Origin of the sequence: Chelativorans sp. YIM 93263 (assembly GCF_028767125.1) — a bacterium.
Classification (GTDB): Bacteria; Pseudomonadota; Alphaproteobacteria; order Rhizobiales; family Rhizobiaceae; genus Chelativorans.
Map to the genome: position 1 here is coordinate 582,831 of NZ_JAKCWP010000002.1, position 21,865 is coordinate 604,695.

Consider the following 21,865-nt stretch of genomic DNA (forward strand, 5'->3'; position numbering starts at 1 on the left):
GACCTACCGCAGCTTCAACGTAGATAGGCCGACCAGCGCGAGCATAACGGCGATAATCCAGAAGCGGATGACCACCTGGCTTTCCGTCCAGCCCTTCTTCTCGAAGTGGTGATGGATCGGCGCCATCAGAAAGACGCGCTGCCCGGTCATCTTGAACACGGCCACCTGGATGATGACTGAAAATATCTCGACCACAAACAGGCCGCCGATGATCGCCAGAACGATTTCGTGCTTCGTAGCCACCGCGATCGTGCCAATCAGCCCGCCAAGCGCGAGTGAACCTGTGTCCCCCATGAAAATCGCCGCCGGCGGCGCGTTAAACCACAAGAAGCCCAATCCCGCGCCGATCACGGCTCCCAGCAGAACCGCAAGTTCACCCGTGCCCGGCACGAAATGGATCTGCAGATAATCGGCGAAGATCGCGTTGCCCGACAGGTAGGCGATCACGCCGAATGAGGCAGCCGCCACCATCACCGGTACCGTCGCCAGCCCGTCCAGCCCGTCCGTCAAATTGACGGCATTTCCCGCTCCAACGATGACAAACGCAGCGAAAGGTATGAAGAAAATGCCGAGATTGAGGAGTAGCTCCTTGAAAAAGGGGAACGTCAACGAAGACGAAAAAGGCGCCTCGCCTGCCCGCATGATAATCCAGGCAGCGAATCCGGCGATCAGAAACTCCATCACCAGCCGACTCTTGCCGGAAAAACCGTCGTCGGACTGCTTGGTCACCTTCAGGTAATCATCATAAAAGCCGATGGCGCCGAAGCCGACGGTGACCATCAGCACGGTCCAGACATAGACGCTCGAGAGATTGGACCAAAGCAGCGCGGAACCCAGAATACCGCTTAGAATCATCAAGCCGCCCATGGTGGGCGTTCCCGCCTTCTTGAAATGCGTCTGCGGGCCGTCTGCGCGGATCGGCTGACCCCGGCCCTGGCGGACCCGAAGTGAATCAATAATTGTCGGCCCGAACAGGAAGACGATGAACGCCGCCGTTATGAGTGCCCCGCCCGTGCGGAAGGTAATGTAACGGAATACGTTGAATGCCGTGAATTCATCGGCGAACTGGACCAGCAGTAGAAGCATGAAATAATCCCGCCCGGACTTGTCATTTATGCGTTATGCGTGTGCCGGGCGTCCGGGAAGCGCTTCAGCAGCGTTTCCACCAGCTTCGAGAGGCCGATACTTTTCGACGACTTGATCATGATCGTGTCCCCCGGCTTAAGTGTATCGAGAAGCACCGGTTGAAGCTCCTCGGGGTTCTCGCGGTATTCTGTATGGACATCGGCCGGCGGATTGTCGGCCAGTGCCTTCATTTCCGGACCGCCGAGCAACAGCAAGTCGACCCTGGTCCCCGCAATGATCTTGGCGAGAGCCTCGTGAAGCTTCGCCGAATGGGCGCCGAGTTCCAGCATGTCGCCCAATACCGCGATGCGGCGGCCTTCGCCGGAAACGGGCGCGCTGTCAAGAAGCTGGATCGCCGCTTTCACAGACGCCGGATTGGCATTATAACTTTCGTCGATGAGTGTGGCAGTTCCGCCGTCGACCCGCAGGCGATGGCGTCGCCCCCGCCCCTCTTCCGCCGAAAACGAACCGAGTGAGGTGACCAGCTTCGACACATCGGCGCCCGCTAGATAACCCGCGCCAACTGCCGCCAGCGCATTGTGCACCATATGCCGTCCGGGGGCGCGAAGGTGCCCGCTAATATCCTCACCGGCAATCTTGAGGGAAATGGCAGAGCCATCTTCTTGCGGCTCCCAATGCGTTAGTCTGAACTGCGCGCGAGCGTTCTCACCAAATCCCCAGACATTCTTGACGCCGGCCTTTCCGGCCATTTCCGATAGCAGCTTCCAGTGCTGGTCGTCGCGGTTGATAAGCGCGCTGCCGCCGCGCACGACGCCGGAGAAAATCTCGCCTTTCGCGCGGGCGATCTCCTCAAGGCTTTTGAAATGCCCCAGATGGGCGGCAGCGATCATGGTGACGATCGCAATGTGCGGCTGGACGAGTTTGGTCAGCGGCTCGATTTCACCGGCGTGACTCATGCCGATCTCGAAGACTGCGTAATCGCAATCGGCCGGCATCCGCGCGAGAGACAGCGGCACACCCCAATGATTGTTGAAAGAGCGTTCCGCCGCATGAACGGTGCCGACGCTGCCAAGCGCATGGCGCAGCATGCCTTTGGTCGTGGTTTTACCCGCCGAGCCGGTTACCGCGATAATCTTTGCGCGCGAGCGCTTGCGCGCCGCAGCCGCCACATCCCCCAGCGCCTTGAGAACGTCGGGCACCACCAGCTTGGGAACGGCGAGACGACCGAGCGCGGGAAGTTTTTCCTCCGAAACGACCAGGAGCCCGGCACCAGCCGCCATGGCCGAGGTAGCAAAATCGTGCCCGTCGAACCGCTCGCCTTTGATCGCAAAAAAGGCGTCGCCGCGCTGCAACGTGCGAGTATCGATGGAGATACCTGTCACCCCTTCCGGCGCATTGCCGAAGGGACGCCCGCCCATGGCTGCGGCCAGGGATTGCGTGTCCCAAAGAAAACTCACGCGTCCAGTTCCTCCAATGTTTTGCGAACCTCCTCATGATCGGAGAAGTGGCTTTTCCGGCCGGCAATCTCCTGACCAACCTCGTGCCCCTTGCCTGCCACGATCAGTGTATCACCGGTGCGCAGCATTGAAATGGCGGTCCGTATCGCTTCGCGCCGGTCCCCAATTTCCTCTGCGTTCGGCACCGCCTCTAAAATTGCCTGGCGAATTGATGCCGGATCTTCCGACCGCGGATTGTCGTCAGTCACAATGGCGACGTCGGCAAGCCGCCGGGCGATCTCGCCCATGATCGGGCGCTTCCCCGGGTCGCGGTCACCGCCGCAACCGAACACGACAATGACGCGCCCGGTCGTGAATGGTCGCACGGCCAGAAGCACGTTCTCCAAGGCGTCCGGTTTGTGGGCGTAATCGACATAGACCTGCGCCCCATTAGCCGCCGTACCGGCCAGTTCGAGGCGTCCCGAGGCGCCTTTCAGTGTCTCGAGCGCCGCCAATGCGCGCGTGGCGTCGAGCCCGGTAGCGATGGCGAGCCCGGCTGCGACGAGCGCGTTACTGATCTGAAAATCGCCGGCAAGCGGAAGATCAACCTCATAAATCGTCCCGTCGAATTCCACCTCGGCGCGTTGACGGTGACGCTCGTGCTCGACCCGCTTCAATGTCAGGAACGCGCCTTTTCGCCCAACCGTGTGAATCGTGAGACCGGCTTCCTCGGCAACCCTCGTCGTCGCCTCGGACCAGTCATCATCGGCAAAAATGACGGCCGGCGCGCCCTTGGGCAGCAGAGTATCGAAGAGGCGCATTTTGGAGCGGTGATAATGCTCGACCGTCGGATGATAATCCATATGGTCACGCCCGAGATTGGTGAACGCGCCAGCAGCGAGATGAACACCGTCCAGCCGTCTTTGGGCGAGCCCATGGCTCGATGCTTCCATTGCCGCATGGGTCACACCGCTCTCCACCAGTTCTGCAAGCAGGCGATGGAGTGAGATCGGCTCGGGGGTCGTCAGTTCTCCATAATCGTCGCGTCCCGGCGCGACCACACCCGTCGTCCCGATACTCGCGGCGAATTGGCCGGCGTGCTCCCATATCTGGCGCGTGAAGGAGGCAACGGAGGTCTTGCCGCTGGTACCGGTAACCGCCACCATCATCTCCGGTTGGGGCTGGTAGAAACGCGCTGCGGAAAGAGCCAGTGCTCGGCGCGGATCATCGACTTCGATGACGGGAACGTCGAGCTGGCTACTTATCCCACCCCTTCCCGCCACCACTACCGCTGCGCCGCGCGAGATCGCGTCGGCTGCAAAGGCGGCACCATCCGCTTTCGTCCCCGGAAGTGCGAAAAAAATGTTACCCGCCGAGACCTGTCGGGAATCCGATGCCAAACCGGAAACTTGCGTACTGTCTGGCGATAAGCCGTCCAATGGCAGGATATCGGCAAGTTTACCCAGTTTCATTGACGTCCCAGATTTTCTGTTCAACCAGCTCGGCGCATCCCGCAGAATCACTGATACGAGACCATTAAAGCCTCACCTTCATGGCCGAAATCCGGCTGAACGCCAAGGAATGGAGCCGTCCGGCGAATAATATTAGCAACAGTCGGCGCCGTGTTCAGCCCCGCGGTGGCGTAGTACTTTCCTTCTTCGGGCTTCGGCTCGTCCAGAATGACCAGAACCAGGTACTCGGGATCGCTTGCCGGAAATCCGGCAACAAACGCGTTGAAGCGTTTGTCGTTCGAATATCGGCCGTTCACCACCTTCTCGGCCGTCCCCGTCTTGCCGCCGACTCTGTAGCCCTCCACCTCTGCATTTTTGCCGGACCCTCTTCGATCCTCAACATTGAGGCGGAAAAGATATCGCATTTGGCTGCTCGCTTCGGGTGAAATGACCTGTTGCGCCAGCGATGCCGCTTCTTCCTCGCTGCGCGGGAGAAAAGTCGGCTGAAGAAGTTTTCCTCCATTGAGCATCGCGGCTGCCGATGCCGCAGTCTGAAGCGGCGTCGTCGCCACACCATGACCGAAGGAAATCGTGACGGAGTTGAGCTTCTTCCACTGCTTCGGTTCGGTCGGCCGGGCGACCTCGGGCAGTTCGGTTTGCATACGCTCCAGCAGACCCACCCGCTTGAGAAAGTTTCGATGCCCCTCGATCCCGACTACATCCGCCATTTTGGCAGTTCCGATATTCGAGGAGTAAATGAAGATTTCCGGCACAGTGAGCACGCGCCGTTTTCCATGATAGTCGTTGATTGTGAAACCGCCGAGCCGGATCGGATGCGTTGCATCGAACGAGCTGGAGAGGTTGACCTTGCCGGAATCCAGAGCCATCGCCGTCGTAAAGAGCTTGAAGGTGGAACCCATCTCGAACACGCCGCCCGACATGCGATTGAGCCGGTCCTTGTCCAGCGCGTTGTCGGGCTTGTTGGGATCGTAGTCGGGCAGCGAGACCATCGCCATGACCTCGCCCGTATCGGCCTTGAGAATAACGCCGCCCGCGGCAATTGCCCTGTATCGCTCCATGGCCCGGGTCAACTCGTCGTGCATGACGAACTGTGCTCTGGAGTCAATCGACAGCCGCACGGGATTAAGCGTTTCCGGGCCTGCGAGCCCAAGCGCCTGCAAATCCGCAAGCCCCTGATTGTCGATATATTTTTCGATACCCGCTATGCCTTTATTGTCGATATCGACCAAGCCGAGAATGTGAGAGGCCGTCGAGCCCCCCGGGTAAAACCGGCGGGTCTCGGTCCGGAAGCCCAGCCCGGGAACCCCGAGCGCAAGAATTTGGCTCTGCTGGCGCGGAGAAAGCTGGCGGCGCAGCCACACAAAACCGGCATCACTGCTGAGCCGCCGATAGACTTCCCCGTAATTGAGGTCGGGCAGCACGGTCCGCAGCTGTTCAATCGCTTCGTCGACATCGACAATGCGCCGCGGCTCGGCAAAGAGCGATGCTGTCTTGATGTCGGTCGCCAGCACCTCTCCGTTTCGGTCGACGATATCGGGCCTCGATGCGGTGGGCCGCACCTCCGGCAGGCTGGCAGCAGTCTCTTCGACCATGCCGAGTTGGACCAGTCGTCCTCCAATGGCTGCATAAACGCCGAATATCATGACCATCGCGATGGCAATGCGGCCATTGGCGCGTCCGCCAGTTGCCTTGCGTCGCCCCTCCACCACGATGCGGGTGTTTGCGCTTTTCTTTTCAGACCTCGCCCGGAAAACATTTAGCGTTTTCATCAGCGGACACCTCCAGTTACGACCGGATCTTGCCCGTCACCGACCGGTTCTCCTTGAACCATGAATGTTTCGTTACCGAACGGGATATCGCGCAGAGACTCCAGACTGATAATCTGACGCGCATCCAGCCCCTGAAGCCCAAGCTCCTCCTCATAGATTTCTGTCAGTTCCTGCAGGCGCTCCGGTTGCGTCAACAGGCTCCAATCCGCCTTCAGGACGTCGATTGCATCTTTTTCAAGCCGGATTTCGGTCTCCAGCGCGTCGATGCGATTCATCATCGCCTGTGCATCATGCTTGGTCTTGTAGGTAAAAGCGGCCGCTGAAAGCATGACCGCGATCAGTACAACATCGCTGGTTCGAAACATGCCTATCTTTCCTGTTCGCGAAGCTGCGTCGTGACATTCAACGCAGGCACGCCCAAAATATCGAAATCGTCCACTCCAGCGGCCACGCCAGTGCGGCGGGCCGTTCTGAGCCGCGCCGAACGCGCACGCGGATTTTCTGCCGTTTCGGCATCATCCGGCGTGACCGGCTTCATTGGCTTCTCGAAGGTCGGCTTCGCGGCGGTCACCTGCGGCAAGTGCCGCGATGGCGAAGGCGGGCTGGAACGGGCCGCCATAAAGCGCTTGACGATGCGATCTTCCAACGAATGAAAGGTCACGACGGCCAAAACGCCGCCCGGTTTCAAGAGGCGTTCGGCGGCAAAAAGCGCACGCGCCAACTCGCCGAGCTCGTCATTGACGAAGATGCGCAACCCCTGAAACACCCGGGTGGCGGGATGGATCGTGTCGGTACGCTTTCGCCCCACCACGCGCTCGACCGTTTCCGCCAGATCGCTCGTCGTCTCGTAAGGCTTTTCGGCCCGCCGCTTCTCGATCGCGCGGGCGACGCGTCCGGCATGGCGCTCCTCGCCAAGCATGCCGAAGATCCGAGCCATATCGCCTATCTTAAAGCGGTTGACCACATCCGCCGCACTGATCCCCTGCCGACCCATGCGCATGTCGAGCGGACCCTCTCGACGAAACGAGAACCCGCGCTCCGCCTCATCGAGTTGCATCGACGACACGCCGACATCGAGCACCACGCCGTCGACCGAGCCGCCTGCTATGGACTCCATTTGCGAAAACCGCCCGAGTTGCACGCGCAGCCGTCCGCCATACCGCTGGATCATATCCTGCGCGGTGGCGATCGCATCGGGATCCCGATCGATCCCCACGACATCCGCCCCCTTTTCAAGCAAGGCGCAGGCGTAACCGCCCGCGCCAAATGTTCCGTCGAGGATGCACTTGCCGGGTGCAGGATCGAGGGCCTCGATCACCGGCCGCAAAAGGACCGGAATGTGGCGGGCCAGTCCGCCACCGGAACGGCTTTCGCCGCCGGGGCCCGCCATCATTCCGTGCCGGCGGCGCGGGCCTGAGAAGCCTGCTGCCGCATCGCCGAGAGCCGCTGACGCACCTCCGCCGCATGGGCGTTCAGCCGCTCCGGTTCCCACATCTGAAAAAAAAGTCCGCGCCCCACGAAGGTCACTTCCGTCGTAATCCCCGTATGCTCGCGAAGAAAATCGCTCACCGTAATGCGGCCGTCCTGATCCAGCTTCAGGAAACTGCCATCCCCGTGAATGAAGAAGGACATGTCGTCCGCCGTCTGCAAAAATGGATCCTCCAGCGCAATCCGTTCTTCGTATCGGTCCAGAAGGTCCGGCCCGCCGACATCCATCGCCGGAACGTCCAACGCTCTCAGCGCGTAAAGTTCCGAAAAGCCGCGCCTCTGCACCACAGACCGAAAATGCGCTGGAACTGAAACCCGCCCCTTTGCGTCGATCCTGTTGGTTGCACTGGATAAAAACCGGTCCATCACTCGAAACTGCTGCTACCGGCGCCCTGTCCTTGCGCATCGCTTTCGACCCTCGGCGCGGTTCCTCGATCCTGCCCGTAAAAACGCGCGGGCCCTAAATGTCTCCGCCCTCCCAAACCGGTGACGGCGCGACCAAACCGATTACTGAAACTACTGTAATATGGGATACCATGGGAAAGCATGGGGGTCAACGGGAACAAACCCCACAAACGCCCATTTCGACGGGATTATGGCAATCCCGTCGCTTATGAGACGTTAACGACAAAGGAATACCGAAACCCCAGATTTTCTGGGATTCTTCCGGGTTCGATCGAACACGGGACTCGCTGTCCCATGCCGTCCCAAGGTCTGCAAAGGGAGTGAATGCCAGCCGGTCTGTAAGCCGGGTTCTGTATGGCCGCGCCGCCTCACGGCAGGCGCGACGTGACGGCCATTCCTCTGGGACCGGCGTTGCCACCGGCCTCAAGCAACCTACCCGAACGGTGGGCCGAAAACCTCCCTGAAGGCAGTGCCTTCCTACCGTTCCTATTCGGTTTTGCTCCCGGTGGGGTTTACCGTGCCGCGCCTGTTACCAGGGCGCGCGGTGGGCTTTTACTCCACCCTTTCACCCTTACCGCGCCCAAAGGGCGCGGCGGTCTTCTCTCTGTGGCACTTTCCCTGGGGTTGCCCCCGCCGGGCGTTACCCGGCACCGTGTTTCCGTGGAGCCCGGACTTTCCTCACACGCGACCTTTCGGCGCTTGCGCATGCGGCCGTCCGACCGGCTGGCAGTTCGTATAAAGGGATTCACAGGACGAAAGGCAATGCCTCCTGCCTTTATTGATTTCCCAAAATGCGCTGAACCTTCTGGCAATACGCGGAGGACACCGAGTTCATCCGCTTCGCACCATGGCCGGCATTGTAGCGCAGAATCGTCCCGCAGGTATCGCCGCCGCTCAACTGGTATGCCTTGGCGAGATACAGCATTCCGTATTTGATGTTGTTCTCAGGGTCATAAAGAGCTTCGGCGGAACCGCGGAAACCAACGCCCCGCGCCGTCCGGGGCTTGATTTGCATCAACCCGACCTCGCCGGCACGCCCCCGCGCCGACTTACGATAGTTGCTCTCGATCCTGACAATCGCGTGCGCCAACGAGACAGGCACGCCATGCTCCTTTGCGTAGCGGGAGATAATTTCATGGAATGGGCGCGGATCCTGTTTCGGAGCGGCCGTTGCCAACGAAGCCACCTCGACCGCGGTCTCCTTGGCGTCCACCACATCCGCTGCCTTCTCCGCCGTGCTCTCGTCTTCGTCGGAAATAGCATTTTCAGCGGTAGTGCTGCTTGTGTCCGTAGCGCTCGCCTGCTCAGGCGTTCGCAATCTCGTTCTGTGCTGCCGCTGCGCCGTGGCATCGCCGGCCGTCAGCACCCGCTTCATCAGATCGCCGAAGGTTTCCGCCTGCCCTCTATCCGCCTGAGCGGCCTCAGCTTGAGATCCCTCGGCGGGCGTGACATCCCGTGCGTGTGAGACAACAGTCATGGCAGTAACTGCAACCGCCGCCATAAGAAGATTTTGGATTTTCATTGCTACTCGCTGTACTTGACTGGAACTAAAGGAGATTGGTCATGCCGCGGAGGAACCCGCGTTCCATGCCAGTGCGTTTCGCAAGAAAAAATGGGCCAACAGTGACCTGGCTAATAAAGATTATTTACACTTCGAAATAAGATGATGGGATCTTCTTCAATCACCTGCTCGCGCAGGCAATGTTTTCAGAAGTGTTTTGAGCACGTCACGCGTGGAACTGTCGGCGATACTATCCACGCGAGCGGGGCGAAAATGGCGCTGAAACGCCCCGACCACGATCTCGGTCGCAGTGTCGTAAACACCCGTTTGCTCAATACCATAGCCGTACAACGCCAGCATCGCCTGGAGCGCTAGCACCGGCTCCCCGCGCGCCCCTGTGGAGAGTACATTACCTTGGTCCGGCGCCATCGGATCAACAAAGTGGCCGACCCCCGCTCGAGCAAGCCGATCCCATGGGAATTTTTCCCCCGGATCAATTTTCCGGCCAGGCGCCACATCTGAGTGAGCAAGAACATTTTGCGGCAGAATGCGATGTCGCAGGCAAATATCCCGGCTGAGAGCGATCACTGCCTCGACCTGCGGCTCCGGAAAATCCGGATAACCATAGGCATGACCGCGATTGGCGATCTCCACGCCGATCGAAAGCGAGTTAACGTCGCTTGCGCCGTTCCAGATTGACTTTCCCGCATGCCATGCACGAGCGGCCTCGGGCACCATCTGCACGATCCGCCCGTCTTCATGCACGAGATAGTGCGCCGAAACTCCGCTTTCGTGACTGCAAAGCCAGTCCTCGGCCGCCTGGCCGTTGTCCATGCCGGTATAGTGCAGGATAAGCAATTTGGGTTTTATGCCGCCGCGTCGCGGGCCGAAATTGGGCGACGCCCGCCTATGCGCACGCGAATAATCGGGCGCAAATTCGCTCATGCTGGCTGTCGGGCTCTCTCAATCTGCTCATAGGCCGCATTAAGTGCGGCAACCCGTTCGTTGGCGATGGCAATGAATTCCTCCGGCACACCGCGTGCAATCAGCCGGTCGGGATGATTCTCCGCCACCAAGTGCCGATAGCGGCGCCGGACCTCCTGAAACGGTGCGTCAGCCCCCACCCCCAATACGAGATAGGGATTGCCCTCGCCCGCCATATGCCGCGCCCGGATCTGTGCGAACCGATCTTCGCTGAGGCCAAATATCTCGGCCACCCGCGCGAGAAAAGCCTCTTCCTGTTCGTGAATGGCGCCATCAGCCTTTGCGATGTGGAACAAGGCATCCAAAATGTCTTCCAGCATGGGGCAATTCTTCGGACAGGTGCGGCAAAGCTCCATCATTTGGCGCGCATAGGCTTCAAAGCCGGCGACATCGCGTTTTGCGAGATCGTACAGCCGGGTCACATTGCGCACCTCTTCGCGCGGAACCTGGAATATCTGGTGAAAGGCGCGCACCTCGGCAGGTGTTACCACTCCGTCGGCCTTCGCCATCTTGGCCGAAAGCGCGATGATGGCAATCGAAAATGCGACGCGCTGCCTGAGCGCGGGATCACCCCCGAAGATCGTCCGCACTGCTTCAACCAGGGAAGAGAGAACATTCCCCGGCGCGCGTGCCATGAACTCGGCTATGCGATAAAATGCCGTCATCTCGCCAGAAGCTTTAAACCGGTTTGACGGCGATTTCGAGGCTCGATTTGCCACGTCCTGGCCCCCACGAAGAAAACGATACCTACCTCAAGTCGAAGGTAGAGCATATCGGCAAAGAAAAAGGCCGGTGTCCCCGGCCTTTTGAAAAAAGATGCGTGTCGAATGTTTTTGTTACTGCGCGGTTCCATTATCCGGAGCCGGAGTCGCAGGATCCGCAGCACTCGGATCCGCGGACTGCTCGGCTGGAGCACCATCAATGCCCTGAGCCGCAGGATCGGCACCGTCGTCACACGCGGCCAATCCCAAGAGAGCGATGCCGGACACGAGCCCGGCCAGAATCTTTCTCATGTCATGTCTCCTTTTTTGCGAACCCGGTATCAGGCGGGTGGACACTCAATGCGCATACTACGTCCCGGTTTCGTCACATTGAATAACCGGCCGTTATACTTTCGCGAAAACTGGGCTTCCCAAGGGGTTTATAGAATAGTAGCACTGCGCGCCGCCTGATCGTACTGGCCGGAGATCGTGCGCATCATGGCCGCGATGCCCGACAGTGCCTCTTCGTCAAGATTGAGCCGCTTAATACTGTCGACAAGCAGCCGTTCACGCACTCCATGATAGCGCGAACAGGCATCGAACCCTTTTTTGGTCGCCTTCACCGTCTTTTCCTTACCGCGCCGGCTGCTTTCAACCAGCCCCAGCGCTGAAAGCTTCTTAATTGCATATGTGACGACGTGCGTGTCTTCGATGTTGAACATCATGCAGAGCTCGGCCAACGTCTTCTCATCTCTGCGATGCGCCACCGCATGCAGCAGATGCACGGCGATTGGCTGCAAGCCGGGCACCCCCGCCGCGGCCATGCAATGCACCATCCAGCGCTGAAAGGAATGGTGCATCAGCGTCATCGCGAACTCTACCTCCGAAAGCGCCGGCATGGCGCCGGCCGCCAGGTGCGAGGCGGCAACAATGGGCCCGACCTTGTCCTGTGCATCGCTCATAAGTCACCTCGAAATGTATGGTTACAGCCAGCCACGGGTGCGGCTATCATCACATGCGCACCGTTATGGCCGCAGCCACGAACCCGCACAACACAAGAATTTGTCGATAAAACGTTGACGTTTTATCAATCGCATGGTTTTTGTTTCGCAACATGATGCGACAATGGAGAGGAACATGACTTCCGGCAAATGGGACTTCTGGATTGATCGTGGCGGCACATTTACAGACGTGGTTGGCCGCGATCCCGAGGGTGTTCTGCATCAACGCAAGCTCCTGTCGGACAATCCGGAAGCCTACCGCGACGCCGGAATCCAGGGCATCCGGGACCTGCTTGGCCTTGGGCCCGATGATGCTGTCCCCTCCGAGCGCATCGGCGAGGTGAAGATGGGCACCACCGTTGCTACGAACGCGCTCCTGGAGCGCGAGGGCGATCGCCTGGTCCTGCTCATAACAAAGGGCTTCCGTGACGCGCTCAAGATCGCCTACCAAGCCCGGCCGGACATCTTTGCAAAAGAGATTCTGCTGCCCGAACAGCTTTACGAGCGGGTCATCGAGGTGCCGGAGCGGATCGACGTTAACGGCAATGTGGAAGCCGCGCTCGACCTTGACGCGGTTAAGCCGGAGCTCGAAGCCGCCAGGAAGGACGGCATTGAAGCCGCGGCCATCGTCTTCATGCACGCCTGGAAATACCCGGCACATGAGGAGCAAATGGCTGAACTCGTCCGCCGTGCCGGCTTCACGCAGATTTCGACCAGCCACGAGACCTCACCGCTGATCAAGATCGTCGGCCGTGGTGACACCACGGTTGTAGACGCCTATCTCTCACCCATTCTTTCGCGCTATGTCCAACTCGTCGCGAGTGAATTGGGGCTTAAAGGCCTGGCGGATGGCCCCAAGCTCAAATTCATGATGTCCTCCGGCGGCTTGACGGCAGCCGACAAGTTTCAGGGCAAAGACGCGATTCTGTCCGGCCCCGCCGGTGGTGTTGTCGGTATGGTCGAAACAGCACGGATCGCGGGCTTCGACAAGGTGATCGGCTTCGACATGGGCGGCACCTCCACCGACGTGGCGCACTATGAGAACGAGTATGAGCGCGCCTTCGACACCGAGGTTGCGGGCGTGCGCATCCGTGCGCCTATGATGCGCATTCACACCGTTGCCGCCGGTGGCGGTTCGATCCTGCATTTCGAGGACGACCGGCTGAAGGTCGGGCCCGATTCCGCCGGCGCCAATCCCGGTCCGGCCTGCTATCGCCGCGGCGGACCACTTGCCGTGACCGATGCGAATGTCATGCTCGGCAAGCTCCAGCCCGACTTCTTCCCCGCTATCTTCGGCCCCAACCAGAACCAGCCGCTGGATGTGGAGACCGTCCGCGAACGCTTCGCCAGGCTGGCCGACGACATCGGCGACGACCGCAGTCCCGAGGCCGTGGCGGAAGGCTTCATCACCATCGCCGTGGAAAACATGGCCAATGCGGTGAAGAAGATTTCCGTCCAGCGCGGCCATGACGTCACCCGCTATCTTCTCAACTGCTTCGGCGGTGCGGGCGGCCAGCACGCCTGCCTGGTGGCTGACGCACTCGGCATGGAGTCGGTTCTCATCCATCCGCTCTCCGGCCTGCTTTCTGCCTACGGCATCGGCCTGGCAACGGTTTCCGCTTCACGCCAGAAGGCGCTCATCAAGCCGCTTGCCGAATCGGCACTCGATGAAATCGACGCGCTCGTCGCAGAGCTTCGCGCCGAAGTAACACAAGAACTCAAGGAACAAGGGATCGAGGACCGGTCGACCGAATGGCGTCTGCGGCTGGAAGTCCGCTATGACGGCACTGACACTACCCTTTCCGTTCCCTTTGATGAGCGCTCTATCGACAGCACGAAGAGAGCCTTCGAGGCCGCGCACAAGGCGCAATTCGGTTTCATTTATGAAGACAAGCCGATGGTGGTCGAAGCCGTCAATGTCGAAGGTGTGGACGCACGGGCGGCGGGGCCGGAAGAGCCGGAGTTGGCGCTCAACGACAACACACCCGATCCGGATGTAACGCGCGAGATCTTTTGCGATGGCCAGTGGCACCAGGCTGGTGTCTTCAAGCGCGAAAGCCTCGCCCCCGGCAATCGCCTCAAAGGCCCCGCCCTTATCATCGAGAAGAACCAGACCATCGCGGTAGAGCCCGGCTGGCAGGCCGAAATCACGGCTCACGATCACGTGCTCATGCGCCGCGTCGAGAAGAAAGCCCGGCAGGCCGCGCTTGGTACCGAAGCCGATCCGGTGATGCTGGAGGTCTTCAATAACCTCTTCATGTCCATCGCCGAGCAGATGGGTGTAACGCTCCAGAACACGGCTTCCTCGGTCAACATCAAGGAGCGGCTGGATTTCTCCTGCGCCGTCTTCGACCAAAACGGCGCACTGGTCGCCAACGCCCCGCACATGCCGGTGCATCTGGGCTCGATGGATCGCTCGGTGGAAACCATCATCCGCCTCAACGAAGGCAACATCCATCCCGGCGACGTTTTCGCCCTCAACGCGCCTTACAATGGCGGCACCCACCTGCCCGACATCACGGTGGTCACGCCGGTCTTTGACGAAGAAGGCGAGAACATCCTGTTCTACACCGCCTCGCGCGGCCATCACGCGGATGTCGGGGGCACGGCTCCCGGCTCGATGACGCCGCTCGCCACGACTGTGGACGAGGAAGGCGTGCTGTTCGACAATTTCCGCCTGGTCGAGCGCGGACGGTTTCGCGAGAAGGAGCTTCACGAGCTCCTGACCGACCATCCCTACCCCGCGCGCAATCCACACCAGAACATCGCGGATCTGAAAGCCCAGATCGCGGCAAATGAGAAGGGTGTGGCGGAGTTGCGCAAGATGGTCGAGAACTTCGGCCTCGACGTGGTCGAAGCCTATATGGGCCATGTACAGGACAATGCCGCAGAGAGCGTGCGCCGCGTGTCCGAGCGTCTGCCGGATGAATCGGAATACGAGTATCCGACCGATTCCGGACAGGTCATTAAGGTGAAAATCACCGTAGACCGCGACCAGCGCGAAGCGACGGTTGATTTCACCGGCACCTCCCCGGTCATGAAGAACAACTTCAACGCACCGGAACCGGTGACTCGTGCCGCCGTGCTCTATGCCTTCCGCGTCATGGTGGAAGGTTCGATTCCGATGAATGCGGGCTGCCTGCGTCCGATCAACATCATCATCCCGGAAGATTGCATGCTGCGCCCCTCCTATCCGGCGGCGGTCGTGGCCGGCAATGTGGAGACGTCGCAGCACGTCACCAACGCGGTCTTTGCTGCCATGGGCGCGCTGGCCAATGCGCAGGGAACGATGAACAATCTGACCTTCGGCAACGACACCTACCAGTATTACGAGACGATCTGCTCGGGCTCACCGGCCGGCCGCATGAACGACGGGCGCGGTTTCAACGGCACGAGCGGCGTGCACACGCACATGACCAACTCGCGCCTGACAGACCCCGAAGTGCTGGAGCTGCGCTTCCCCATTCTTCTGGAGGATTTCCATATCCGCGAAGGCTCTGGCGGCCAGGGCAAGTGGAGCGCGGGCAACGGCACGCGCCGTACGCTCCGCTTCCTGGAGAAAATGGAGTGCGCGATCCTCTCCTCCCATCGTACCGTGCCACCCCGCGGCATACAGGGCGGCGGCGACGGCCAGGTCGGCAAAACGGAGGTACGCCGGAAGGACGGCACCGTCGAAACGCTGAAAGGCTGCGACCAGACCGTCATCGAAGCCGGCGAGGCCGTGATCGTCACCACACCGACGGCGGGCGGCTTCGGAAAAGCATAGTCCGCGCAACAAGGCGCCTTCCGCTCCCCCATGAAGAAGGGGGAGCGGTGGGTCGCGCCCGTCCGCCGAAGCCCCAAAGAGCGAAGGTGGGAGCGGGTCAGGGGTGGTTACCGGCAAAGACATATCCATATATTGTTGATCTTCTGGTCTTCGAAGACTGAAGCCGAGAGAGACAAACAGGAGGCTCGCAATGCCGGAAGCACTGAAGCCTCAGCACGCCGAATCCGTCGAGATCCGCATGCTCAAGCCGGGGCCGGGAAACGGCATCCCGAACAATGACCGCTACCCTGCTGTCCTGGCGAAGAAGGCACTCGGCGACTCGCATGACGACATGGCGGTTCGGGCTTTGCTTGAATCGAACGGATGGGGTGGCACCTGGACCTGGCGCGTATTCGATTATCACCATTTCCACCCGGATGCCTTCGAGGCACTGGCGGTAGCCTCCGGCACGGCTCGGCTGATCCTGGGCGGACCGCAAGGCGACGAGCTAGAGGTCGAACCTGGTGACGTCGCCATCCTGCCGCCCGGCTTCGGCCACAAGCAAATCTCCGGCTCTTCCGATTTCCGCATCTGCGGCGCCTATCCACCCGGCCAGGAAGACTACGCGGTGATACGCGCCGAGCAGGGGTTTGGCGACGAAATGCTTCGGCAGATCGAGGCTGTGCCCTTTCCCCAAACCGATCCGGTCTGGGGCGGTGAAGGACCCTTGCTGACGAGGCTCAAAGGCAGCGGCTAAGCTCCTTCTCCACAACCCCGTCACACACTGTCACACGGTTTACAACCGATTGTCATCAAATGCGGGTAGCTCCTCTTCAAAGCTTAAGGGAGCCCTTCGATGACTGATGTTTCCGCGGGTACCGGTCTATCCTCGCACCGTCATCTCAGCAAGGCGGTTTACCAGAACCGCTTTCTGTCCAAGGAAGGGCTTTCGGAGCGTCTTTTCGCTCTTCTCTTCTCCGGCCTCGTCTACCCGCAGATCTGGGAAGATCCGCAAATCGACATGGAAGCGATGGAGTTGGACGAAGGTCACCGGCTCGTCACCATCGGCTCGGGCGGCTGCAACATGCTGGCCTACCTCACCCGCTCGCCGGCCACGATCGATGTGGTGGACCTCAACGCCGCTCATGTGGCGCTCAACCGGCTGAAGCTCGCCGCCTTCACCGCGTTGCCCGGCCATAACGATCTCATGCGCTTCTTCGGTGAGCCGGGGAATACGGCCAACAGATATGCCTACGACCGCTTCATAGCGCCGAATCTGGACGCCACCAGCCGCCGCTATTGGGAAGCGCGCGACCTTTTCGGCCGCCGGCGCATAACCGCTTTCGACCGCGACTTTTACCGCACTGGCCTGCTCGGCTTCTTCATCGCAGCCGGCCATCGGGTGGCCCGTCTCTATGGGGTCGATCCGTCCGACATCATGCGTTCGGCCGATCTGCGCGAGCAGCGGCTCTTCTTCGAGGAGCAGTTCAAGCCGCTTTTCGACAAGCCACTGATCCGCTGGGTCACCTCGCGCAAAGCATCGCTTTTCGGCCTCGGCATCCCACCAGCGCAGTATGATGCGCTCCTGAGCGCTGGCGGCGAAACCATGGCTGAGGTCCTGTCGACCCGGCTCGAAAAACTCGCCTGCCACTTCCCTTTGCGGGACAACTACTTTGCCTGGCAGGCGTTCGCCCGCCGCTATCCGCGCAACGGGGAAGGCGCGCTGCCATCCTATCTTGAGCGGGAAAACTACGAGACCATCCGCGCCAATGCGGATCGTGCCGTGGTGCACCAGAGGAATTTTGTCGAACTGCTTGCGACGAAGCGTGCAGGGAGCGTGGACCGTTTTGTGTTGCTCGATGCGCAGGACTGGATGAGCGACCAACAGCTTAATATGCTCTGGGCGGAGATCACGCGCACCGCGGCCCCCGGCGCCCGCGTCGTCTTCCGCACCGCCGCACAGCCGAGTCTTCTGCCGGGCCGTGTCTCCGACACTCTCCTCGGCCAATGGAGATATGAACTCGCCCGCTCGCGCGAATTCTCAGCCCGCGACCGCTCGGCCATCTATGGCGGCTTTCATCTCTACGTGAAGAAAGATCAATGAGCACCATCGACAGCCCGGCTCACGCCCAACTGATGGACGGCGTCTACCGCCGGCAGCGCCATATTTACGACTTGACGCGAAAGTTCTATCTGCTGGGCCGCGATGGTCTAATCGACCGGCTCAACGTTCCCAAAGGCGGCGCGGTGCTGGAACTGGGTTGCGGCACCGGACGCAACCTGGCGCTCACCGCAGAGCGCTACCCCCATGCCCGCCTTTTCGGCCTCGATATCTCCAGCATCATGCTGGCGACGGCCGGAAAGCGCATGCGCCGTGAGCGTATTGATAGCCGGACCAGGCTTGCCCAGGGCGACGCCGCCGACTTCGACGCCGAGGCGCTATTCAGCAGGACGCATTTCGACCGCATCTTTCTTTCCTACACGCTTTCCATGATCCCGCCATGGGAGCAGACCATCGCCTGCGCGCTCGATCATCTCACGCCCGGAGGTTCACTTCATATCGTAGATTTCGGGCAGCAGGAGCGCCTGCCCGGCTGGTTCCGCGCCGGGCTTCGCCAATGGCTTTCCGCGTTCCACGTCAGCCCGCGTGATTCTCTGCGTGAAGTACTCGAATCACAGTGCGAGAGGCGCGGCGCAAGCCTTTCTTTTGACTCACAATTTCGTGGTTATGCAGTACGCGCCGTCGTCACGGCTCCATAGCTCTCAATCGCTTTCTCTCATCAAGAGCCTTCACCACGGCCTCGACCAGCGACTGCGGCTTGTAGGCCAGGATTGTCGGTGTCAGCCCCATGCGCACCACCACGAGATCACGCGAGGGAATGATCGTGATGGTCTGGCCGTCATGGCCGATCATCCAGTAGGCATCGTCGGGAAGGTCGAATCCGGTGTCCTGATGCTGATCGGGAGGCGTGGTCACGCGCGGGCCGTGCATCCACAGACCCCGCCCGTAATCGCCACCGGAGGCTTCGGTCGGCGTGCGCATCCACTCCACCCAGCCTTCGGGCAGAATCTGCTGTCCATTCCATTCGCCGTCTTGGAGAAGAAGCTGGCCGAAGCGCGCCCAGTCCCGCGGCGAGGCATAAAGATAGGACGAGCCGACGAATGTGCCGCGCGCATCCGTCTCGAACACCGCAGTGTCCATGCCCAGAGGCTCGAAGAATGCCTCACGAGGCCAGCGCAGTGCCGCCTCCGGATCCTCGAAGGTATCCTGCCAGGCCCGCGCGGCCAGCACGCTCGAACCGCTCGAATACGAAAAGTGCTCGCCCACATCATGCGCCAGCGGCTTGGCGGCCGCAAACGCCGCCATGTCGGGTTCCAAGTAGAGCATACGCGTGACATCGGTTACGCCGTCATAGCTTTCGCGGAAGGCGAGACCGCTTTCCATGCCCAGGAGATGTGCGATGGTGATCTCGGAACGACCGTCACCCTCCCACGCGGGAAAGAGGCTGGCGTCGTCTACGGAGAGTCTGCCCGCCCGCACAAGCGTCCCCACGATCGCCGCGTTCACGGGCTTTGTCATCGACCAGCCAATCAGAGGCTGCTCGTGGTGGTACACGTTCGGCCCGAGACGCTCACCGATGATGCGACCCTCATGAACCACCACTACCGCGCGCATTCCCGGACCCGTCATCGCGGGGTCATCCAGGATATTCGAGATTTCCGGATGGCCTGCAGCATCGATCCTGGCGCCCTCGGGCCAAAGTGTGGCCGGCCCTCCGGAAGGTGTCGCCATGTCGAGGAGCCCCCCGCGCGCGGCCTGCAACTGACCGTCGGGTGCCGCGACACACCCCGTTCCGCCGCGAAACAGCGCGGTGCCCTTGCCGAACCAGCGCAGAAGCCCCGCGCGAACCGTCGCGTCCATCGGATTGACATCGACCCGCATCAATTTCAGAAGCGGATGCCCCGGCGCCTGCACATCGTCCGCCAGCACATCCTCCGGCAGGCGGCCAGCCAGAAATACGTTGGAGCAGACGGTCTTGGCCGCGTAATTGGAGCCGACACGGATCAGATCCGGGGGCGCGAACCACAGCCATATCGCGGCGGATAGCAAAAGCACGCCTGCCAAGAGCATGAGCCATTTGACAATCGAAACTGCTATTCGCATCGCTTATCCCCGACTATGGAAACAACAATAACGATTCGCAGCGGGTGAAGGGTCTCCGATTCATGCGGTTAACAGTAATTTTGTGTGTGCTCATCCTTTTCGCCGGCTGCACTAGCATCAGCTACGACTTTTCAGACGTCGCTCCGTCTTCCTCCTCCCCTCCGCCCGGACTGCGCTATGCCGACAGCAAACCGCACGCCTGGGATGGCCGCACGCCAGCACACTATGCGGTCCACGGCACGGACGTTGCGAAATACCAGGGCAAGGTGAACTGGCAGCACCTGCGACAGGCCGGCATTGCTTTCGCTTTCATCAAAGCGACCGAAGGCGGCGACCGGGTGGACGACATGTTCCACCGGAACTGGCGCGAAGCGAAAGCAGCGGGCATTCCGCGCGGTGCCTACCACTTCTTTTATTTTTGCCGGCCGGCCATCGAGCAGGCGCGCTGGTTCATCGAGCATGTCCCTCGTGACCGCTCCGCCCTGCCCCCAGTGCTCGACATGGAGTGGAACCACCTGTCGCCAACCTGCCGGAAGCGCCCCGCCCCCGAGATCGTGCGCGCGGAAATGCGCATTTTTCTGAACGCAGTGGAACGTCATTACGGCAAGCGCCCTATTATCTACACATCAATAGACTTTTTCGACAGAAACGACCTTCGGCGCTTCACCGGATATGAATTCTGGCTGCGCTCGGTCGCAGGCCACCCGGATGTGAAATATGGCAATCACCCCTGGACCTTCTGGCAATATACCGGAACCGGCATTCTTCCCGGCGTTGAGGGGAATGTCGACATCAACGTTTTCAAGGGCGGTACAAAGGCCTGGCGCGAATGGCTAAAGGCGCGAACCGGCTGAATTACAGGAGCGAGACTATGCGTTTGCGAAAATTTCTGCTTGGAACCCTGCTTGCTTTCTCCTTTCCTTCCCTCGCGGCCGCACAGCAATGCGGCGGAGACTTTTCCGCCTGGCGCAGCGGCGTGGAAGCAGAAGCCAGGGAACAAGGCGTGGGGCCGGAAGGCCTCGCGGCGCTGAGCCGAGCCTCCTTTAATCAGGGCATCATCGACCGCGATCGCGCCCAGGGTGTCTTCACCCAAAGCTTCCGCGAGTTCGCCGGCCGCATGATCAACAGCTACCGGCTGCAGCACGGGGAAGCCAATCTGCGCAAATACGCCGACACCTTCGCCCGCGCGGAAAGCCAGTTCGGCGTGCCGGGACCAGTCATAGCCGCCTTTTGGGCGCTGGAGACCGATTTCGGCGCCAACCAGGGGGATTCTTCCGCGCTCAATGCGCTGGCAAGCCTGGCCTTTGATTGCCGCCGGCCGGAGCTCTTTCGCCCCGAGCTGATCGCCCTCCTGAAGCTCATCGATCAGGGAACGGTCCCCGCCGACGTCACCGGGGCCTGGGCGGGCGAGATCGGACAGCTTCAGATGCTGCCGAGCGACTATTTGAACAAAGGAGTCGACGGTGATGGCGACGGCCGCGTCGACCTGAAGGGCAGCGCGCCCGACGCCATTCTGACGGCAGCGAACAAGGTCAGCTCTCTCGGCTGGCGTATGGGCGAGCCCTGGCTTGAAGAAGTCCGTGTTCCGGCCGATCTTCCCTGGGCGGAAACCGGACGCATGAACAAGCTGCCTCGCTCGGAGTGGTCGCGCATGGGGGTTGCCCAACGCGACGGAAGCCCGTTGCCTGCGGACGGGCTGGAGGCCGGCCTGGTGCTGCCCATGGGTTATAAAGGCCCGGCGTTCCTGGCTTACGACAATTTCGACATCTTCCTCGAGTGGAATGAGTCGCTGATCTATACGCTGACGGCAGCGCATCTGGCCGCGCGGCTGGACGGCGCTCCCGCCTTCAATCCCGGCAATCCCGACGAAGGCCTCTCACAGGCCGCCATGAAGGACCTCCAGCGCAAACTCGAGGAACGTGGATATTATGTTGGCGGCGTCGACGGCATCCTCGGCCTCAACACACGTGAAGCCGTACGCCAGGAGCAATTGCGCCTTGGAATGCCCGCGGACGGTTGGCCAACCCGAGAACTGCTGGCAAACATCTGAGGGCTTCCGCAAGCCGACTTTAGGCATACCTATTCGTTCCCGCGCGGTGGTCCGCCGGGGCT

General features: G+C 60.7%; 19 protein-coding genes and 1 other RNA gene. 6 read left to right on the plus strand and 14 right to left on the minus strand.

The genetic code is table 11. The features are described 5' to 3' along the window. Positions 1-3: 3 nt before the first annotated feature. The 13 genes from mraY to LY631_RS07010 all read right to left on the minus strand — a co-directional run bounded on the left by mraY (position 4) and on the right by LY631_RS07010 (position 11,804). Positions 4-1,086 (minus strand): phospho-N-acetylmuramoyl-pentapeptide-transferase, encoded by a 1,083-nt coding sequence (mraY, locus tag LY631_RS06950; protein ID WP_274424420.1) that lies wholly within the window; start codon positions 1,084-1,086, stop codon positions 4-6. A 26-nt stretch (positions 1,087-1,112) separates the two neighbouring features. Next, positions 1,113-2,543, minus strand: coding sequence for a UDP-N-acetylmuramoyl-tripeptide--D-alanyl-D-alanine ligase (locus LY631_RS06955; protein ID WP_274424422.1), 1,431 nt, complete (start codon positions 2,541-2,543; stop codon positions 1,113-1,115). Further along, positions 2,540-3,994, minus strand: coding sequence for a UDP-N-acetylmuramoyl-L-alanyl-D-glutamate--2,6-diaminopimelate ligase (locus tag LY631_RS06960; RefSeq protein ID WP_274424423.1), 1,455 nt, complete (start codon positions 3,992-3,994; stop codon positions 2,540-2,542). The genes LY631_RS06955 and LY631_RS06960 overlap by 4 nt, the downstream gene beginning before the upstream one ends. A gap of 47 nt (positions 3,995-4,041) precedes the next feature. Continuing rightward, complete coding sequence (locus tag LY631_RS06965) at positions 4,042-5,763, minus strand: peptidoglycan D,D-transpeptidase FtsI family protein (RefSeq protein ID WP_274424424.1); 1,722 nt, start codon at positions 5,761-5,763, stop codon at positions 4,042-4,044. Further along, a complete protein-coding gene (gene ftsL / locus LY631_RS06970; RefSeq protein WP_274424425.1) occupies positions 5,763-6,128 on the minus strand; it encodes a cell division protein FtsL in 366 nt (121 codons plus the stop codon). Before ftsL ends, LY631_RS06965 begins: the two co-directional genes overlap by 1 nt. A 2-nt stretch (positions 6,129-6,130) precedes the next feature. Next, a complete protein-coding gene (gene rsmH, locus LY631_RS06975; RefSeq protein WP_274424426.1) occupies positions 6,131-7,156 on the minus strand; it encodes a 16S rRNA (cytosine(1402)-N(4))-methyltransferase RsmH in 1,026 nt (341 codons plus the stop codon). Continuing rightward, complete coding sequence (mraZ, locus tag LY631_RS06980; RefSeq protein ID WP_274424427.1) at positions 7,153-7,617, minus strand: division/cell wall cluster transcriptional repressor MraZ; 465 nt, start codon at positions 7,615-7,617, stop codon at positions 7,153-7,155. Before mraZ ends, rsmH begins: the two co-directional genes overlap by 4 nt. 362 nt (positions 7,618-7,979) lie before the next feature. Then, positions 7,980-8,383: RNase P RNA component class A (rnpB, locus tag LY631_RS06985), an RNA gene on the minus strand. A 48-nt stretch (positions 8,384-8,431) separates the two neighbouring features. Continuing rightward, positions 8,432-9,031 carry a lytic transglycosylase domain-containing protein gene (locus LY631_RS06990; RefSeq protein ID WP_445082856.1) on the minus strand — a complete coding sequence of 200 codons (600 nt, stop codon included), beginning with the start codon at positions 9,029-9,031 and terminating at the stop codon, positions 8,432-8,434. 303 nt (positions 9,032-9,334) lie between these two features. Then, positions 9,335-10,102 (minus strand): N-acetylmuramoyl-L-alanine amidase, encoded by a 768-nt coding sequence (locus LY631_RS06995; protein WP_274424429.1) that lies wholly within the window; start codon positions 10,100-10,102, stop codon positions 9,335-9,337. Further along, positions 10,099-10,806 (minus strand): J domain-containing protein, encoded by a 708-nt coding sequence (locus tag LY631_RS07000; protein WP_274424430.1) that lies wholly within the window; start codon positions 10,804-10,806, stop codon positions 10,099-10,101. Before LY631_RS07000 ends, LY631_RS06995 begins: the two co-directional genes overlap by 4 nt. A gap of 171 nt (positions 10,807-10,977) precedes the next feature. Then, the gene (locus LY631_RS07005) at positions 10,978-11,154 is read right to left on the minus strand and encodes a hypothetical protein (protein WP_274424431.1); all 177 of its coding nucleotides are present in this window, start codon (positions 11,152-11,154) and stop codon (positions 10,978-10,980) included. A gap of 128 nt (positions 11,155-11,282) precedes the next feature. Beyond that, the gene (locus LY631_RS07010; protein WP_274424433.1) at positions 11,283-11,804 is read right to left on the minus strand and encodes a winged helix DNA-binding protein; all 522 of its coding nucleotides are present in this window, start codon (positions 11,802-11,804) and stop codon (positions 11,283-11,285) included. A gap of 175 nt (positions 11,805-11,979) precedes the next feature. On the opposite strand from LY631_RS07010, the gene LY631_RS07015 reads away from it, so the two are divergent. The 4 genes from LY631_RS07015 to LY631_RS07030 all read left to right on the plus strand — a co-directional run bounded on the left by LY631_RS07015 (position 11,980) and on the right by LY631_RS07030 (position 18,348). Then, positions 11,980-15,609 (plus strand): hydantoinase B/oxoprolinase family protein, encoded by a 3,630-nt coding sequence (locus LY631_RS07015; RefSeq protein ID WP_274424434.1) that lies wholly within the window; start codon positions 11,980-11,982, stop codon positions 15,607-15,609. Between the two features lie 190 nt (positions 15,610-15,799). Then, a complete protein-coding gene (locus LY631_RS07020; protein WP_274424435.1) occupies positions 15,800-16,345 on the plus strand; it encodes a cupin domain-containing protein in 546 nt (181 codons plus the stop codon). Positions 16,346-16,444: 99 nt separating this feature from the next. Further along, complete coding sequence (locus LY631_RS07025; protein WP_274424436.1) at positions 16,445-17,692, plus strand: DUF3419 family protein; 1,248 nt, start codon at positions 16,445-16,447, stop codon at positions 17,690-17,692. Then, entirely contained in the window at positions 17,689-18,348 is a 660-nt protein-coding gene (locus LY631_RS07030) for a class I SAM-dependent methyltransferase (protein ID WP_274424437.1), read from the plus strand. Before LY631_RS07025 ends, LY631_RS07030 begins: the two co-directional genes overlap by 4 nt. On the opposite strand, the gene LY631_RS07035 is transcribed toward LY631_RS07030, so the two are convergent. Next, complete coding sequence (locus LY631_RS07035; protein ID WP_274424438.1) at positions 18,335-19,753, minus strand: serine hydrolase domain-containing protein; 1,419 nt, start codon at positions 19,751-19,753, stop codon at positions 18,335-18,337. The genes LY631_RS07030 and LY631_RS07035 overlap by 14 nt on opposite strands. Positions 19,754-19,815: 62 nt before the next feature. Between LY631_RS07035 and LY631_RS07040 the strand changes: the two genes are divergently transcribed. Together LY631_RS07040 and LY631_RS07045 are read left to right on the plus strand one after the other, a co-directional pair. Beyond that, a complete protein-coding gene (locus LY631_RS07040; RefSeq protein WP_274424439.1) occupies positions 19,816-20,607 on the plus strand; it encodes a glycoside hydrolase family 25 protein in 792 nt (263 codons plus the stop codon). Positions 20,608-20,624: 17 nt separating this feature from the next. Then, positions 20,625-21,803: a lytic murein transglycosylase gene (locus tag LY631_RS07045; protein ID WP_274424440.1), complete on the plus strand. Its 1,179-nt coding sequence runs from the start codon at positions 20,625-20,627 to the stop codon at positions 21,801-21,803. Positions 21,804-21,865: the final 62 nt, after the last annotated feature.

Bases quoted from the DNA above. Each gene is read 5' to 3' on its own strand.
- LY631_RS07010 (WP_274424433.1), bottom strand. From the start codon at position 11,804: ATGAGCGATGCACAGGACAAGGTCGGGCCCATTGTTGCCGCCTCGCAC.
- LY631_RS06990 (WP_445082856.1), bottom strand. From the start codon at position 9,031: ATGAAGCGGGTGCTGACGGCCGGCGATGCCACGGCGCAGCGGCAGCAC.
- LY631_RS07000 (WP_274424430.1), bottom strand. From the start codon at position 10,806: ATGACGGCATTTTATCGCATAGCCGAGTTCATGGCACGCGCGCCGGGG.
- LY631_RS06965 (WP_274424424.1), bottom strand. From the start codon at position 5,763: ATGAAAACGCTAAATGTTTTCCGGGCGAGGTCTGAAAAGAAAAGCGCA.
- LY631_RS07030 (WP_274424437.1), top strand. From the start codon at position 17,689: ATGAGCACCATCGACAGCCCGGCTCACGCCCAACTGATGGACGGCGTC.
- LY631_RS07005 (WP_274424431.1), bottom strand. From the start codon at position 11,154: ATGAGAAAGATTCTGGCCGGGCTCGTGTCCGGCATCGCTCTCTTGGGA.
- LY631_RS07040 (WP_274424439.1), top strand. From the start codon at position 19,816: ATGCGGTTAACAGTAATTTTGTGTGTGCTCATCCTTTTCGCCGGCTGC.
- mraY (WP_274424420.1), bottom strand. From the start codon at position 1,086: ATGCTTCTACTGCTGGTCCAGTTCGCCGATGAATTCACGGCATTCAAC.
- LY631_RS07025 (WP_274424436.1), top strand. From the start codon at position 16,445: ATGACTGATGTTTCCGCGGGTACCGGTCTATCCTCGCACCGTCATCTC.
- LY631_RS07020 (WP_274424435.1), top strand. From the start codon at position 15,800: ATGCCGGAAGCACTGAAGCCTCAGCACGCCGAATCCGTCGAGATCCGC.
- rsmH (WP_274424426.1), bottom strand. From the start codon at position 7,156: ATGATGGCGGGCCCCGGCGGCGAAAGCCGTTCCGGTGGCGGACTGGCC.
- LY631_RS06960 (WP_274424423.1), bottom strand. From the start codon at position 3,994: ATGAAACTGGGTAAACTTGCCGATATCCTGCCATTGGACGGCTTATCG.
- ftsL (WP_274424425.1), bottom strand. From the start codon at position 6,128: ATGTTTCGAACCAGCGATGTTGTACTGATCGCGGTCATGCTTTCAGCG.
- mraZ (WP_274424427.1), bottom strand. From the start codon at position 7,617: ATGGACCGGTTTTTATCCAGTGCAACCAACAGGATCGACGCAAAGGGG.
- LY631_RS07015 (WP_274424434.1), top strand. From the start codon at position 11,980: ATGACTTCCGGCAAATGGGACTTCTGGATTGATCGTGGCGGCACATTT.
- LY631_RS06995 (WP_274424429.1), bottom strand. From the start codon at position 10,102: ATGAGCGAATTTGCGCCCGATTATTCGCGTGCGCATAGGCGGGCGTCG.
- LY631_RS07035 (WP_274424438.1), bottom strand. From the start codon at position 19,753: ATGCGAATAGCAGTTTCGATTGTCAAATGGCTCATGCTCTTGGCAGGC.
- LY631_RS07045 (WP_274424440.1), top strand. From the start codon at position 20,625: ATGCGTTTGCGAAAATTTCTGCTTGGAACCCTGCTTGCTTTCTCCTTT.